The sequence below is a fragment of the Pseudomonas eutrophicaquae genome, from assembly GCF_023544715.1.
Lineage (GTDB): Bacteria > Pseudomonadota > Gammaproteobacteria > Pseudomonadales > Pseudomonadaceae > Geopseudomonas.
Genome location: NZ_JAMJEZ010000009.1, coordinates 64,740 through 80,102 on the forward strand (window position 1 = coordinate 64,740; position 15,363 = coordinate 80,102).

General features: G+C 62.2%; 14 protein-coding genes and 2 pseudogenes. 9 read left to right on the top strand and 7 right to left on the bottom strand.

Annotated features, from left to right (window positions below; translation table 11 throughout):
- Positions 1-72 precede the first annotated feature (72 nt).
- The 3 genes from MXC11_RS06225 to MXC11_RS06235 all read right to left on the bottom strand — a co-directional run bounded on the left by MXC11_RS06225 (position 73) and on the right by MXC11_RS06235 (position 3,282).
- On the bottom strand, positions 73-648 hold the full coding sequence (locus MXC11_RS06225) for a TadE/TadG family type IV pilus assembly protein (RefSeq protein WP_250006641.1): 576 nt from the start codon (positions 646-648) through the stop codon (positions 73-75).
- Positions 649-652: 4 nt separating this feature from the next.
- On the bottom strand, positions 653-2,770 hold the full coding sequence (locus MXC11_RS06230) for a pilus assembly protein TadG-related protein (RefSeq protein ID WP_250006643.1): 2,118 nt from the start codon (positions 2,768-2,770) through the stop codon (positions 653-655).
- A 68-nt stretch (positions 2,771-2,838) separates the two neighbouring features.
- Positions 2,839-3,282 (bottom strand): TadE/TadG family type IV pilus assembly protein, encoded by a 444-nt coding sequence (locus MXC11_RS06235; protein WP_250006646.1) that lies wholly within the window; start codon positions 3,280-3,282, stop codon positions 2,839-2,841.
- Between the two features lie 421 nt (positions 3,283-3,703).
- On the opposite strand from MXC11_RS06235, the gene MXC11_RS06240 reads away from it, so the two are divergent.
- Positions 3,704-5,413, top strand: coding sequence for a ShlB/FhaC/HecB family hemolysin secretion/activation protein (locus MXC11_RS06240; protein WP_250006648.1), 1,710 nt, complete (start codon positions 3,704-3,706; stop codon positions 5,411-5,413).
- 52 nt (positions 5,414-5,465) lie between these two features.
- Here the strand turns inward: MXC11_RS06240 and MXC11_RS06245 are convergent, their stop codons facing one another.
- Entirely contained in the window at positions 5,466-5,672 is a 207-nt protein-coding gene (locus MXC11_RS06245; RefSeq protein WP_250006650.1) for a Flp family type IVb pilin, read from the bottom strand.
- A 360-nt stretch (positions 5,673-6,032) separates the two neighbouring features.
- Between MXC11_RS06245 and cpaB the strand changes: the two genes are divergently transcribed.
- From cpaB to MXC11_RS06285, 8 genes are read left to right on the top strand one after another with little or no spacing between them, the layout of a single operon-like run.
- Positions 6,033-7,022 (top strand): Flp pilus assembly protein CpaB, encoded by a 990-nt coding sequence (gene cpaB, locus MXC11_RS06250; RefSeq protein WP_250006652.1) that lies wholly within the window; start codon positions 6,033-6,035, stop codon positions 7,020-7,022.
- Between the two features lie 45 nt (positions 7,023-7,067).
- Positions 7,068-8,291 carry a type II and III secretion system protein family protein gene (locus tag MXC11_RS06255; protein ID WP_250006654.1) on the top strand — a complete coding sequence of 408 codons (1,224 nt, stop codon included), beginning with the start codon at positions 7,068-7,070 and terminating at the stop codon, positions 8,289-8,291.
- 10 nt (positions 8,292-8,301) lie between these two features.
- Positions 8,302-9,471: an AAA family ATPase gene (locus tag MXC11_RS06260; RefSeq protein ID WP_250006656.1), complete on the top strand. Its 1,170-nt coding sequence runs from the start codon at positions 8,302-8,304 to the stop codon at positions 9,469-9,471.
- Positions 9,468-10,715 (top strand): CpaF family protein, encoded by a 1,248-nt coding sequence (locus tag MXC11_RS06265; protein ID WP_250006658.1) that lies wholly within the window; start codon positions 9,468-9,470, stop codon positions 10,713-10,715. Before MXC11_RS06260 ends, MXC11_RS06265 begins: the two co-directional genes overlap by 4 nt.
- Before the next feature lie 57 nt (positions 10,716-10,772).
- Complete coding sequence (locus MXC11_RS06270; protein ID WP_250006660.1) at positions 10,773-11,657, top strand: type II secretion system F family protein; 885 nt, start codon at positions 10,773-10,775, stop codon at positions 11,655-11,657.
- Positions 11,654-12,526: a type II secretion system F family protein gene (locus tag MXC11_RS06275; RefSeq protein ID WP_250006662.1), complete on the top strand. Its 873-nt coding sequence runs from the start codon at positions 11,654-11,656 to the stop codon at positions 12,524-12,526. Before MXC11_RS06270 ends, MXC11_RS06275 begins: the two co-directional genes overlap by 4 nt.
- A 5-nt stretch (positions 12,527-12,531) precedes the next feature.
- Positions 12,532-13,608 carry a tetratricopeptide repeat protein gene (locus tag MXC11_RS06280; protein WP_250006664.1) on the top strand — a complete coding sequence of 359 codons (1,077 nt, stop codon included), beginning with the start codon at positions 12,532-12,534 and terminating at the stop codon, positions 13,606-13,608.
- 60 nt (positions 13,609-13,668) lie between these two features.
- Positions 13,669-13,938 (top strand): DUF3613 domain-containing protein, encoded by a 270-nt coding sequence (locus tag MXC11_RS06285; RefSeq protein WP_250006666.1) that lies wholly within the window; start codon positions 13,669-13,671, stop codon positions 13,936-13,938.
- Between the two features lie 20 nt (positions 13,939-13,958).
- Here the strand turns inward: MXC11_RS06285 and MXC11_RS12240 are convergent.
- The 3 genes and pseudogenes from MXC11_RS12240 to MXC11_RS06295 form a co-directional block, all read right to left on the bottom strand.
- A pseudogene (locus MXC11_RS12240) lies at positions 13,959-14,147 on the bottom strand (response regulator transcription factor); the annotation flags it as partial.
- Between the two features lie 186 nt (positions 14,148-14,333).
- Positions 14,334-14,675 (bottom strand): annotated as a pseudogene (locus MXC11_RS12245) (response regulator); the annotation flags it as partial.
- A gap of 180 nt (positions 14,676-14,855) precedes the next feature.
- Positions 14,856-15,326, bottom strand: a complete 471-nt coding sequence (locus MXC11_RS06295; protein ID WP_250006670.1) for a prepilin peptidase — start codon at positions 15,324-15,326, stop codon at positions 14,856-14,858.
- Positions 15,327-15,363: the final 37 nt, after the last annotated feature.

Below are 15,363 nucleotides of genomic sequence, written 5' to 3' on the forward strand. Positions count from 1 at the left end.
GCATCACGCGGTGCGGGGCAAGCTGGCCGGCATGGTCGCATGCTGGCCATCACCTCACCAGCCAGGATGCCCTCACAGGCGAATTTCAGTCCGCCCGCGGATCACTACATCCCCACTGTCTGCATCGGTAGGCAGCGAGGGGATATCAAAGCCGAGCAGATTAAGGGTCGGCAGAATGGCGGTCTCGTTGGGTGCGCCGGTGCGGTTGTACTTGCGCTGCAGGCAGATATCGAGGATGTAGCGGCGATCCTGAAGCTGTTCACCGACAAGGCGATAGTATCCCAGCACTCCGTAAGGAGCCTCTGCTGGCAAGGCCGTCCAGCCGCTGGCAGGGGCCGGGCAGTTGCCGCTGACCCAGTCGGCGGGTAGCCAGCTGTTGCTGACCGTCAGCGCAGCCTCGCGAGCCACAATGCGCAGGTAATCGCCTTCCTCAAGCGCTGGATCGACCCGTACCGTCCGGCGGGCGGCATCAGCAGTGATCTGCTTAAAACTCAGTTGCAGCAGCAGCGGCAGGCTGTAGGCCAGGATGCCGTAGAGGATCGCGAAGAACAGCGCAAATAAAGCGGCGAACTCGATGGCTACCGCACCGCGCTGGCAGCGTGCGCAGTGAGGTGGGTTGTGTATCGATGCATGAGGTAATGGGGGCATGGGGTTACCTCACTAGTTTGGGAGTGCCACAGCCGACTGAGTACAGCTCGACATCAGTGCGGCCCAGCTCAACGCCAAGGATGTCGGCCAGCAGAGTGGTCAGCAGTGTGCCGACAGCATTGAGGATCGGCTCAAGCAACGCCACCACAGGCCCAAGGACAGCCGCCAACAACGGCTGTAGCCCGCCAAGGAGACCGCCAAGCAAGCCAGTCAGAAGGCTTGAGAGTAGACCATCGCGTTCAGGGGTCTGCAAAGAGGCAATCAGCTTGCTGCGTACACAGCTATCGGTATTACAAGAGCCGCCGACAGAGTAGCGCCATTCCACCGGCATGGTGGTGGAGAAAAGACCGAGTAATCCGCCCGGACGATTCCATTCAAGACCGAGATTTTCCATGCGCGTGCGTATGCGATCGAGATTGCTGTTCGTATAAGTACCGTTTGTGCCGGTCGGTAAAAGGTCTTGGGAGGAGAGAATTTCTGTAGCAATCTCACCCGCCTGCTCTTCAGTAAATTGCTTCTGTTTGAGAATAGGGCTGTTGGCCAGCAGGGTCAGCAGCTCATCGAGCAGGCGGCTAACCAAAGTACCAATCTGTAGATTGTTAACGCCTGTAGAGGCAATGTTATTTTCGCTTGGAGGCGGGCTCAGGGTGACTTCATCGAATTTGCTGAGCACCGGCAGGGCAACTTTGCCGTAAAGCAGGTTGATGCCTAGTAGCCGAATCAGGCGCTCATCCTGTACTACTTCGGTGCAGCTCTGGCGTTTTGACCATAGGGTCTCTTCAGGCATGCGGCCTATGCATGCGCTGCCAATGCGCGACTCCACGTCAATAGTGGCGGTGGGCGGTGCCACGCTGCAGTTGACTGCTTTCAGTGTGCCTTTGGCATCGACGAGCTCAACGATGATCGGCAGTTTGATACGGGTGCCCAACAGTTCCAATAGGGAGCCAGCACCCAGCAGTGAGCTGGAATTTCGGTTGGTATCAACATCGACCAGTAGGCGTACTTGGGCATTATAAGCGGTGGTACCGATCGGGCCGATACCGATCGACGGCGGTTCGACGATGCCCAGCTTGACGGTGATGATGCCCAGAAGGTCCAGTCCGTCGAGTTTGAGGGCGCGCCCCTCGCTGGCCACCCCGATCATCAGGCTGGTGGTGAGAATCTGCTCGAGATTGATGCGCGCATCGAGTGCGCTGCCGACGGTGCCGTCGGGCGCTGAGCTGATGGAGAGCAACCCGGGAGCACCTTCACCGGCAAACAGATTGATGTCGCCGATTAGGGGATTCTTGAGGATCTCTTGCCCTAGCAGCTCGATCTGGGCGCGCAGCACCGAGTCGGAAACCAGTTCTGCGGATACCGCTAGCAGGCGATCGACGCCGAGCAAGCCGACTTCAGTATTGACCAGGTCAATTAGCCCTTGAGGGGAGAGTGCGCGCAGGCGCTCGATACCGATTTTGATGCCCAAGGCGTTGAGCAGTCCGGAGGGGGTAATGCTGGCATCTGCCAGGCCGTTGCGATCCAGCAGGGTCAGTTTCTGTACGTCAAGACCCACGGCGCCAAGTAGTTGTCCCAGCAATTTGCTGTTATCCAGGCGCAGGAGTTGTGAGCCCACAGCAAAGACGGCGCTGGGGGTTTCGCGCTCGGCTGTGGCCTTGGCTGTCAGGGTGACCTCTTCACGCACTTCGCTGCTGAACAGGCTGGCGGTACGCAGGATGATGCTTGCAGGGACGGTATGGCTAGCTGCAACTTCCACGGAGGCCGCAGGCTCCTGGCCAACACGTGGTACAGCCACACGCAGACCATCCATGCTGCGGACATTGACACAGTTGGCCTCAATATCCTGCCGCGCATCTTGCAGGAAGTTGTTGCGCTGGGCGCTTTCTTTGGCAATTTGCAATGCCAGTGCCGGATCCATCGAGCAACTGCCTTGAGGCAGACGAGCCACTGATTCGAGGGCAGCTGTATCGGCAATTTTCTGCAGACGCCGTTGTTCCATATAAAGACGGCCACCATCGACCACCAGTACCAGGCAACCAAGGGCCAGGCTCATCGCGCTGGCCGCCAGGATGCCGAAGGCACCCTTTTGTCGCGCGCGGCGTTGCAGTGTGTGGTGGTTCTGCATGGGTGTGAGTCCTTGAAGCCTTGAGCGTTCATGCCCGGTCTGCACCGGGCTGCTGGGGCGAAATGGTGTTAACGAATCCGCAAGCTGGCCTCGCCGCGAATTTCATCGGGCAGTTGCGGAACATCGATACCCAGTAGGGAAATGGGCGGCAGGATACTGCGCGGATCCGGATGGCGCAGGCAGACGCTCCACAGATTGCCCGCGATAGTCAGGTAGTCACTGCGGTCTGCACAGACGCTCTTCCAGCTTGGCGGCAGCTTGAGCAGATCAATGGCTTCCCTGACCTTTTGTCGCTGGGCGGACTGAATTTGCGGAGTAGCAACCAGCACATCCGGGTGGCGTACTGCTTCACGTAGCGCGTCGGCAGCAACTTCCTCATAGGTGGCAGCCAGCAGCAGGGGCAGCATGTAGCCGACCACTGCGTAGAAGAGTACGAAGAACAGTACGAAGACCGCGGCGAACTCGATGGCTGCAGCACCCTGCTGATGTTTACGGTCAATGATGTTCGCCATGCGTATGCGGATCCTGCGAGGTGATGACGGTCTTGACGCCAACTAGGGTGTGCAAGCTGAGCCTAGTGCTACTAGTGCCGACCCTGTGGCGGAAGGGTGTTGAAGTCATCCGGATATCGGCTTTTATCATAACGGGTTGCTCTTCATCGGGGCGATGCAAAATCGCTGCGTTGGTGAACTATGCAGCACAATTTTGCGGCTTGGCCGACGAGCGTGATTAGCGGTTTTGCAGTCCCCGGAGTGTGCGCCCGATCCGTTTTTCAGGCTTTTTGCGACCAGTCGGCTGACTCGCTGCTGCAGGCCTGTGGAGAATCCGTGACAATGCAGCTTTCAAGACAGCGGTCTTTGCTCATCAAGAGGCAGCCCGCCGAATTCTTCTGAGGGCTGCCGGCAGCAGCCCCGGCCTTATGGAGTTGTTTGTATGCGCGCGCGCAGTATTCGCCTGATTCCCTCATTGGCCCTGCTGGCGGCCGTCCCAGTCTGGGCGCAAACCCCTGCTTTTACCAACAGCAATGATGTGGACAGCGTGCTGCCGCGGGCGAACCTTCCGGTTGAGGAGCTGCGCCCGCGTGAGGCGGAGGTCAGGCTGCCGACAACCCAGCCGCAACCTCGACAAGCCATGGCGGCGGTGCGTTTGCAGGGGGTGCTGATTGAGGGGGGCACGGTTTATCCCTTCGAGGAGATTGCGGCGCTGTATCAGCCGCTGATCGGGCGCACGGTGGCGCTCAGTGATGTGCTGGCGGTGACGCAAAAGATCACGCAGCGTTATCAGGCAGATGGTTATGCGCTGTCTTATGCCTTTGTGCCGGCACAGGATCTGCGCAGCGGGCAGGTGCGTGTGGTGCTGGTTGAGGGTTACATCAGTGTCCATGAGGCGCGCGGTGATATTGGTCGCGCCCAAGGCTATATCGACCAGCTGGCTGCCAAGCTGGTTGGCGAGCGTCCGCTGCGCCGCGAGTCGTTCCAGCGTTACACCACGCTGATGGCGCAGATGCCGGGGGTCAAGGTGCGTGCTTCGGTCGCGCCGCCCTCGACCACCGACGGTGCCGTGACCCTGGTCACTGAGGCCACTCGTCAGCCTTTCGCAACCAATGCCTCGATCAATGATGGCAGTCAGGACAGCTTCCAGGCGGTGCTCGGCGTCAGCAGCAACTCGCAGACCGCGCTGGGTGAGCAGGTGTCGGTGAGTACGCTGGCGCCGGAGGGTGAGGATCGTGAGCGCTATGCGCGGATCGATTACAGCCAGTTCATCAATGCCGAAGGGACTCGTCTGCAGGCCTTTGCCTCGACTTATCGCAGTGAGCCTGAGGATCGTGTGGCGATCGGCGCGGCGCAGACTGAGCTTGCGCGGCGCAACGATCGGGTGTCTGTGGGGGTGAAGCATCCAATCCGACTGGCCGGTGGCGAGATCCTCAGTGCCACGGCCCGCCTGTATGGCGTTGATGACGAGCGCAAGTTCACCCGTGTCGAGCCGCAGCCGGTGATCAAGGATGCGCTGGAGCTAGAAAGCAAAGTGCGCGTACTGGCACTGGAAGGTGAACAGCGTACCGCCAAGCAGGGGCAGCTGCGGGTGCTGGGGGCGGGCGTCTATCAGGGCTTGAATACCTTGGGTGCCGATTATCGCCTCACGGTATTGGGTAATCAGGTCGAGCCGGGCAGCAAGCCGGATCTGGATTTTCTACGCCTGCGCCTGAATGCCCTGGAGAGCAATCAGTTTGGCGGAGCATGGCAGGGTGTGGCTTCGGGCGTGCTGTACTGGTCGGAAGATACGCTGCCGGAAAGCGAACAGGTGCTGTTCGGGGATCGTAACTTCGGGCGCGGTTATTCGGAGGATCAGGCGCGTGGGGACAAGGGCTGGGGGCTCAGCTACGAGCTGAACCGCACCTTCAACCGCGAAGGTACCTGGGTGCGCATGCTGCAGCCTTATGCGGTGCTCGATAAATCGCGTACCTGGTACAACGAGTCGGGGAATGCGGCGAACCTGTCGTCCTTGGCGCTGGGGATGCGCTTTGGCGATCGCAAGTACTACAACCTGGCGGTGGAGGCGGCCAAGCCGCTGGGAGACAAGGCGATTGATACCAACAACCGCGAGCCGCGGGTTGGGTTTACGCTGAATTATGATTTGCGGTGACTCCGCACAACGAGAGCTAGGAAACCCTGGCTCTCGTTGGCCGTGTTCGTTCTTAATTTGCTTTGGCGGTGCCTTCTTGCAGCTTCTCGCTGACCTTTGTGAATAGGTCGCTGAGGTCAGTACCCACAGCTGTGGCTGCCACGATAAACGCTAGCGCAATCAGGCCGGCAATAATGCCGTATTCGATCGCCGAAGCGCCGTCTTCACGGCTCAGGAAGGCCTTGGCCTTGCAGTACAGAGAAAGCATCTTGTCACTCATGTGAATTCCGTCCTATGTGGTTGGAGGAGTGGTTGGTTCGTGCCTCAATTTTAAGGCCTGGAGGGCGAGGCAGATATACATAAATCGAATTATTCTCAAGGTTGTGGCGTGGTAGGCGTTTGCCGTGACTTGTGCTAGGGCTGCCCTCCCGCCACACCTCCTGTCTGTGCGATGATACTTCTGGCTATGAGGGCGTGTCCGCAGAATGGTTCCATTTTTTCTGGCACGCTTTAGTACCCTGTGGGGATCTCCCTCCCTGCACTGATTTTTTGACCTCACCCTCAACCTGTCAGTCCCAAGCGGCTCAGGTGGCGTGAGCCTTCCGTATTGTGTTGTCGCGGCTGTAAGGAGAGCGCCGTCATGAATAGTCGTTTGACTCTGGGGCTGGCAGGCCTCCTCCTGGTGGGGGCGCTGATTGCTGGTTACTGGGGGATGAGTATGAGTCGCCAGCCCGATGTAGCGCCTCCGGTCACCGAAGTGCTGCCCGCCGAGCAGTCGGCACTGCCTGACCCTCAAGAGGTACGTCAGCGTGTCGAGGCGCGGATTGAAGAAGAGCAGCGCACCGCGGTTGTGGTACTGGCGCGCGAGCTCAAGGCGCTGACCCCGATCGTGGCGGAAGATCTGACTATCGAGCGCCTGCGCCTCGCACCGCCCGGCAGTTTCTCCAGCATCGACGCGCTGCTCAACCGCACCACCTGGCGTGATATCCCGGCCGGTAGCGTGCTGAATGCCGCGAGCTTCGAGATGGGCGGGCCGCTGGCGCGGATGATTCGCCCGGAGGAGCGTGCGCTGGCGATTGCCGTTGACGAGGTGATCGGTGGCGGTGGTCATGTCGTGCCGGGCGATTTTGTCGATGTGCTGCTGTACCTTCGCGAGAGTGAAAAGAATCGCGATCAGACCGCTCAGGTGGTGATCCCGGCCCTGCGGGTGCTGAGCTTTGGCGACGCCCTGGGGGCGACCAACAGTGGTGAGCCCGCAGTGGTACGCAGCGCTGAAGAGGAAGAGGCGCGCAACCGCCGTCCGCAGGCCGCGAGTACGGCGGTGCTGGCAGTGCCTGAGCCGTTGCTGACCCGCTTCATGCTGGCGGCACAGCTGCCGCCGCAGATAGGTGGTCTGCGTCTGGCGGTGCGCAGTGCTGATGAGCGCCTGCTGGCCGATTATTACGCCGGCAAGCCGCTGGTGGGTAATGTCGATGAGCTCAAGCGCAAGCTGTTCCAGTTCGAGAAGCTGGCCCTGCGTGGTGGCAATGCACGTCCTGCCCAGCCTCAGGCCCGTGCTGGCCTGGTGCCCCGTCCGCCGGCAGCGATTGAAGTCTATCGTGGCACCGAGCTGACCAAGCAGAATCCCTGATGGGCAAGGAAGCGGATGATGACCCAAGTTAAGAGAACCCAGCCAATGACCCGTCTTGCAGCCGCTCTGCTGGCCGCCCTGGCCCTGTTGCCTGCTCATGCAGCCGCATCCTGTGCCGCGCTTGAGCCTGTACCTTCTGTGCTGGAAGTGGTGCAAGGGATGCAGCGTGAAATGCGCTACCCCGTGGCCATTAAGCGGCTGGCCATCGGTGATCCTGAGGTGGCCGATGTGCGTCTGGTCGGGCGCAATGGCTTTCTGCTGACCGGTAAGCGCGGCGGGGCCACCAATGTGACGGTCTGGACCTCCTGCTCCAGCGAACCGCGCCAGAGCATGGTCTTTGTGCAGGGCGCGGCGACCATGGCCGTGGCCCGCCCGGTACTGCCGCAATACGACGATCCGGAGCTGCCCAGCCAGGTGCAGACGGACATTCAGTTTGTGGAGGTCAACCGGACCAAGCTGCGGGAGATCGGCGTTTCTCTGTTCGGGGGCTCGAATTCGAAGAACTTCCTCTTTGGGGCACCCGCTACCGTCAGCAGCGCTACGGTGGGTGGTGTAGCCGGCTCGGCGGTGGGTGCAACGCTCGGACTGCCTGATACCGGCTTCAATATCCTGTGGGGCGGCGGCAGTAATCGCGTGCTGGGCGCCCTGAATGCGCTAGAAGGCAGCGGATTTGCCTACACCCTGGCACGGCCGAGCCTGGTGGCCATGAGTGGCAAGACTGCCAGTTTTCTGGCCGGCGGTGAGTTCCCGGTGCCTATCCCTAGTAGCGGTAGTGATTCAGTTACCATCGAATACAAAGAGTTCGGGGTGCGCCTCAATCTGACCCCGACCGTGGTCTCCAATGACCGCATCACCCTCAAGGTAGCGCCGGAGGTCAGTGAGCTGGACTTTACCGCCGGCGTCAAAATTCAAGGAACTGATGTGCCGGCTCTCAGTGTAAGGCGGACTGATACCACGGTTTCACTGGCCGACGGTGAAAGTTTCGTGATCAGCGGCTTGCTCAGCGCCAACAACACCTCAGCTGTCGATAAGCTGCCAGGCTTGGGTAGCTTGCCTGTACTTGGCGCCTTCTTCCGCTCTTCGCGGATTGAACGTGAAGAGCGTGAACTGATGATGATCGTCACGCCGCGCCTGGTGCGCCCGCTGGCCAGTGATGCGCGCCTGCCGCAGCTGCCGGGTGAATCACTGCGCCAGTATGACCCGAGCGTCATCGATCAGGTGCTGTTCGAAGATGGCCGCTTCGATGGCCGCACTGGCCTGTCACGGTAAGGGATAACCCATGGAACATACTTTCCTCGCCGCCTCGCAGCGGGCGGCCGATACCGAGTGGCTGCAGGAAGCGCTGGCACCACTCGGTCAGGTACTGCGTGCAGGCGATACCCTGGATGAGCTGCTCGGGCTGATCGAGGTCACCGGCGCCAGTCTGGTATTCGTTGGTATCGATCGCGAGCATACCGTGGCGCAGTGTGCGCTGATCGAGGGCCTGCTCGAGGCCCGCCCGATGCTGGTGGTGGTCGCCATTGGCGATGGTTTTGATAACCAGCTGGTCATCTCGGCGATGCGGGCCGGCGCGCGTGATTTCATGTCCTATGGCCTGCGCAGCAGCGAAGTGCTGGGTCTGGTCCGGCGCCTGACCCAGCGCCTGCCGCAACTGCCGGCGCGCCGCGAGCAGGGCGGGCTGACAGTCATTTATGGTGTGCAACCTGATGTGGATGCCTCGCTAGTCGCCAGCCACCTGGCGCTCGGCTTGCAGCAGCGCGGTCAGGCGACCTTGCTGGTCGATTTGGGCCTGCCGGCGGGAGAGAGCCTTGAGCTGTTCAAGTCGGAGACCTCCTTCACCTTCGGTGATGCGCTGCGTAACCTGCGCCGTCTGGACAGTAACCTGATCGAGAGCGCCTTCTGCCGGCACCCCAGCGGCATGCGTATCCTGCCACAGATGCCAGAAGACCGGCTGGCGGATTGCTCCTCCGCCGAGCTCTACCTGCTGCTCGGCTCCTTGCGGCAGAGCTTTGCTCATGTGGTGATCAATCTGTGCGGACAGCCGGACAGCGATGCCCTGCGCACCTGCATCAACAATGCCCAGCGTCTGTACTGGTATATCGATCAAAGTGTCTCCAACTGCCGGCGCAATCTCGACTGCCTGCAGCTCTGGCAGGGCAAGGGCATCAAACTCGACAGCGTGCAACTGTTGGTCGATCGCTATATCCCGCAGGTGGCGCCGGATGCTGCCACCCTGGCGCGTACCTTTGAAATGCCCCTGGCGGTTGCGCTGCCCGCATCGCCTACCTTGCGTCTGCGCGCCCGTAATCAGGGTCAGTCCGTGTTCGAGCTGGCAGCGCGCGATGCCCTGAGCCGGGCCCTCCAGCAGCTGGTGGAAAACAGCGGTGCCAAGCCGGGCGAGGTGAGTGGCGGCAACCTGCTGCAACGTCTGCTTGGGAGGCTCAAATGAGAGGGGAGTCGCTGTTTGGGGGCAACCAGCGTGGCCTGGATGCCAGCAGCCTGAAGACCCTGCTGCACCGGCACATCATCGATGCGCTGGAGGAAGAGGGGCAGAATCTGCTGGAAGGCACCCGCCAGGGCCTGTCCCAGTTCGTCAGCGATCAGGTCAATGACTATGTTCGGCGCCGTCAGCTGCCGATCTCGCGTTATGAGACCGACCACCTCAGCGAGGAGCTGGTCGATGAGCTGACCGGTTTCGGCCCGCTGGAAGTGTTGCTGCGCGATCCGACGATCACCGAGATTCTGGTCAACGGCCCGCACCGGGTGTTCGTCGAGCGCAGTGGTGTCTTGCAGCACAGCGATCTGCGTTTCATGGATGACCAGCATCTGCTGCGGGTCATTCAGCGCATCCTGGCGCCGATTGGGCGGCGTCTGGATGAATCCTCGCCGATGGTCGATGCGCGCATGCCCGATGGCAGCCGTATCAATGCGGTCATCCCGCCGGTGGCGCTGGATGGCCCCTGTCTGTCGGTGCGTAAGTTCCGCAAGGACATGCTGCGCAGCGCTGATCTGGTGGCCTCGCGCTCCTTGAGTGTCGAGATGCTCGAGTTTTTGCAGCAGGCCGTCGAGCAGCGCTGCAATATCCTGATCAGCGGGGGGACCGGCACCGGTAAGACCACCCTGCTGAACATGCTCAGCCAGCTGATCGATCATCGCGAGCGGATCGTCACCATCGAGGATACCGCGGAGCTGCAGCTCAACCATGACCATGTGGTACGTCTGGAAACCCGCCCGCCGAATGCCGATGGCCACGGCGAGATTGCTGCGCGTGAGCTGGTCCGCAATGCCCTGCGGATGCGTCCGGACCGGATCATCCTTGGGGAGATCCGTGGCGTCGAGGTACTGGATGTACTGACCGCCATGAATACCGGTCACGACGGCTCGATGAGTACCGTGCACGCCAACACCGCACAGGATGCCCTGCTGCGCCTGGAAACCTTGGTCGGCCTGTCCGGCACCCAGGTGGCGGAGCGCACCCTGCGCCAGACCATCTGCGCCGCCATTGATGTGGTACTGCAGTTGACCCGATTGCCAGATGGTCGCCGCTGCATCAGCGAGGTGCTGGAGGTCGTCGGCCTGCGCGAAGGCAACTACGTGACCAGCACGCTGTTCCGACTGGATCGGCGCGGTGGCGGCGGATTCCTGCGCGAGGCAGTCAATCCTTCGACCGAAAAGCTGCGTCGCGACTTCTGACCGCATTTCGGCGGGCCGGATGGGTGATCGAAGCCACATGGATAGGAAAATAATGCGATGAATACAGCCTTGCTTGCGTGGTCGCTGGCAGTGCTGCTGCTGCTGGCGGGCCTGCTCCTGCTGCGTCGCGGTCTGCGCCAGGCGGTGTCCGAGCGCATCATGGAGCGTCTGGGGGCGCTGCGCGTCTCGGTGCTGGAGCGCCGTAGCTGGGCCTGGCTGGAGCGCGCGCTGCTGCGTGCAGGCTATCAGAGCTCTCCACAGCAGCTGTCCATGATGCTGATGTGCTGGGTGCTGGCGACACTGCTGGCGCTGCTGTTAGGTGGCTGGCCAGCGCTGCTGCTGATGTTGATTCTGCCGCCCTTGCTGCTGCGCGGTTTCGTGGCACTGCGTTACCAGCGCCGGCTACGCCGGATGATCGAGCAGCTGCCGCAGTTTCTCGACCATGTGATTCGCAGCCTCAAGTCCGGTCGTACCCTGGGGGATGCGATGCTGATGGCCATGCAGAACGCGCCCAATCCGCTGGGTGATGCGCTGGGGCGTACCCAGCGCAATATCGAGCGGGGCATGCCGCTCAGTGAAGCGCTGGATGATGTGGCCGAGCTGTATGAGCGCGAGGAGTTTCGCATTCTGGCGCTGGGCGTGCGGGTCAACCAGCGTTACGGCGGCAATGCTACCGAGCTGCTCGACAACCTAATCAGCATGATCCGTGACCGTGACCGCGGTGCCCGCCAGCTGCGCGCGATGACCGGGGAAACCCGTGTTTCCGGGTTGATTCTGGCGCTGCTGCCGGTCTCGCTGGCGGCCTACATCTTCGTGACCAACCCGGCGTTTTTCATGGGCATGTGGACTGACCCCATGGGGCGCATCATGTTGCTGATGGCGTTCGTGTTCCAGGCGCTGGGCAGCTTCATCATGTGGCGCATGCTGAGGAGTATCGGATGAACCCGCCGTTGATCATGGCCCTGCTGCTGTTGGGGTCGGCCGTGTTGCTGCTCAGCCTGCATTTTCGTCAGCGTCTGGTGCAGCGCCAGGTCCTGCAGCGGCTGGGTGGCAGTGCCCGGGCCCGCTACGAGCTGGAAAACAGTTCCCTGCTCAGCCGTGCGCTGACTCTGGATAGTGAAGTACGTCAGCTGCTGGATCGTCTGGGCTGGCGCCGGGCTCGCCAGCGCTCGCTGTTTACCGCTATTCAGCTTGGCTTGCCATTAGGGCTGGCGCTGCTGGCGTTGCTTGCGCAATTGCTGATGGAGGAGCCGATGTCGCCCGTCTGGGTCCTGCCCCTGGCGGCAGCAGGCATCGGCTATATATTACCCAAGCGCCTGCTGGTGCGCGCCGTGGCTCAGCGCCAGAATGCCTTGGCGCTGGAAGTGTCCAACGTGCTGCCCCTGCTGCGCATCCTGTTTGAAGTCGGCATGACCGTCGAGCAGTCACTGCGCACCCTGGCCACCGATGGCCGGCAGATCCTGCCGGAGCTGGCCAAAGAGCTCGATTACGTGCTGGCGCGGGTCGATGGCGGTCTTGAGCTGGGCGCCGAGCTGCACCGCGCGGCATTGCTGGTCGATGTGGATGAGGTCACCGATACCTTCGCGATTCTCGAGCAGCTGATCCATCAGGGGGGCGGTGCGATGGCTTCGCTGCTGTCCCTCAAGGAGCTGATCGATGACCGGCGCATGACCGCTCTGCAGGAGCTGGTCTCCAAGATGTCCGCGAAGATGTCCGTGGTCATGATCAGTTTTCTCTTTCCGGCTCTGCTGATGGTGCTGGCAGGTCCGGGTTTCATTGCAATTTTCAATGCCCTGGGAGAGATGGGATGAGGCGTGTGAGTGGTTTGCTGCTGGTCGTCGGAGCCTTGAGCGGCTGTGCCGGAAACTCGGTCGAGTCACCCTGGCTGCTCCAGCGCGAAATGGGCCAGCCACCGGCGTGCACGCCCCTGACGCGCGAGCAGGAGCTGGCGATCAATCTGTCGCAGCAGATGCAGGAGGCCGGCAGCCTGCATGCGGCGCTGGCCAATCTGGAACGCTTGCCAGCGGAGTTGCCCGAGGCGCGTCTGCGCAAGGCGCGCATCCTGCGTCTGTTGGGCCGCCCTGAGGCGCAGTCCCTGTACCAAGGCCTGCTGGGCACTTGCCTGCTGGCGGACGCCCACCATGGCCTTGGGCAGCTGGCGGCGAGCGCCGGCCGTTATGCCGATGCCGTCGAGCACCTCACGCGCGCGGTCAGCCTGTCCCCGACCAATGATGCGATGCGCAATGATCTGGGCGTCGTCTATCTGAATCTGCGTCAATTGCCGCAAGCCCGCTTTGAGCTGACCACGGCGCTGGAGCTCAATGAGCGCGACATGCGACCGGCCGAGAACCTGCTGACGCTGCTCATTTATGAAAACCGCTGGAATCAGGCCAGTGAACTGGTCACCCGTCGCCAGCTGACGCCGGCACAATTCCGTGAGGCGGAGCAGCGCGCCCAGCAGATGCGCCGCGATGACCGTCAGGCGGCCGGACAAGCCCCGGCACAGATGCCAAAGGCCGCACCGGTACAACCGAAACCCGCCGCCGCACCTGCCGCACAACCGGCTGTACCTCAGGCGGCTCCTGCGCCGGCGCGTCCGGTGCAGCAATCGCTGCGTCAGCCGCAACCGCAACCGCAGCCGGCACCGGCGGCGCAGCGTGCTCGGCCGGTCAGTCAGCCTATGCCGCGTCCGGCGGCTGCGCAGCCGCTACCACGCCCCGCCGTCGGTGTACGGCCTGCAGCGCCCGTGATGCCGCGTCCGGCGCAACCGGCCCCGCAGCCGGCCTTGCCCGTGTCGGCCACGGGCGGCGTGCAGCGTGTGGCTCCGGCGGCCGCGCGCCCGGTTGTGCCGATTACCAGTGCTCAGCAACAGCCGCAGCCGGCGACTCGCTGAGTCAAGTCATGGAGCGGGCTGCCGGGCGGCAGTCCGTTGTGCAAGAGAGGGATGCTGAAAATGATCAAGCAATTCGTGGTGCTGGGTGCGCTGCTGCTGCCATCACTGGCCGGTGCAGCGACCGAGACGCAGGGGCTGATTGCCCCCCAGCCATCCAGCCAGACTGAAACCTGGCTGCAGCTGCAGCGTGAGGGCACGCTGGCCTCGCGGCATGCCCAGCAGCTGACGCCCGCCGAGCGCGAGCGCGCCATGCAGCGCTGGCTGGACAGTTTCGAGTACCCGATTCCCGAGGCCTTCGAGCAGAAAGCTGGGGGCGAGGTCAGCGACTGACGAGTCCACAGACGCAGATATCAGGCACCGGGTGTCTGCGCCATGGCCAGCTGGGTACGGTTGTGCATGCGGGTCAGGCGCAGGATCTGTGAGACATACAGCTTGACAGTGTTCTCCGTGATGCCCAGCTCGCAGGCGATCTGGTAGTTGGTCAGGCCGCGGGCCACCAGCCGTGCAACCGCCAGTTGCCGTGGGGAGAGTTGGGATAGGTCGTTATCAGCGCTGCTGCGCAAGGGCTGTATGCCGCCTGCGGTAGCGCGTGGTGGTGGCAGCAACTCCTGCAGATCGCCATGCAATAGCTGCAGGGATTGGCTCATGTCCTGCAGGCGCTGGCACAGGGAGAGCAGACGCTGGCGCTGGTCAAGCTCATCGGCCAGCCGGGCGATGGCTGCCAATAGCGCATCCTCATCGATCGGGCTGTCGAAGTAGTCGCAGAAGCCTGCACGCATGGCCTCGACCAGCGTATTGCGTTCGGCCTGAGCGCTGTAGAGGATCGCGGTCTGCGGACGTGCCATGCCGCTGTGCTGGCGCAGTTCGCTCAGTAGCTGGATGCCGTCCAGTTGTGGTGGTCTATGGGCGCTGAGCAGGATGTCGATCGTTGCATCGGCCAGGTAGTGCGCACGCGCCGCTTCTGCCGTGTGGCAGACCTGACAATGCAGGCCGTGTTCACGCAGAAACTGCGCCAGCTGGTGAGCGTACTCACGGTCGCTATCGACGATCAGCAGGGTATGACTCATCGAGGGCACTCCGTTGCTTTGGGATCTGCAGGATAATGGCTTTTGTGACCGGGTGCTGGGTTATCCCGGTGACGTTTGGGCAGCATGCGGCGCGGCGCAGCAGGGTATGTCACGGGGCGGCCAAATGGCACGCCGCCCATGAGAGGGCTCTGCGAAAGGTGTTATCTTCGTGCCGCCGGATCAGGGGGCATAGCACAAGGCGATCAATAATCCCGGAATCAGGAAGGGCGCATAGGGCAGGCGTTGTCGCTGCGCAGGGGCAAAGAGGGCCAAGGCGCGCTGTAGCGCCAGTGGCAGGCAGGGCCAGAGGCGATCCGCCAGCAGGCTCCAGAGCAGCATGCCAATGCCAGCGCCGCCTACGGCCAGCAGGACATGCCAGTGGCTGCTGGCCAATCCCAGGATCAGCAGCATCTTGACATCCCCGGCACCCATGCGGCCCATCCCGTAGCCCGGTGCGCTGAGCAGCAGGCCGAGCAGCAGGCCACTGAGGGCGGCAGCCGGGCTGGCACCGCTGAGGCTGGTCTGGGTAAGCAGCAGGTGCAGCAGGGCGATCAGCAGGCCGCTGCTGACCAGCCAATTGGGAATGCGCCGCGCCCGTGCATCGAAGAGCGCACAGGCGCAGGCCCAGTACAACAGAACAACAACTGACATGGTGTGGTCTCGATGCGGTAAACGGTCACCCATGATA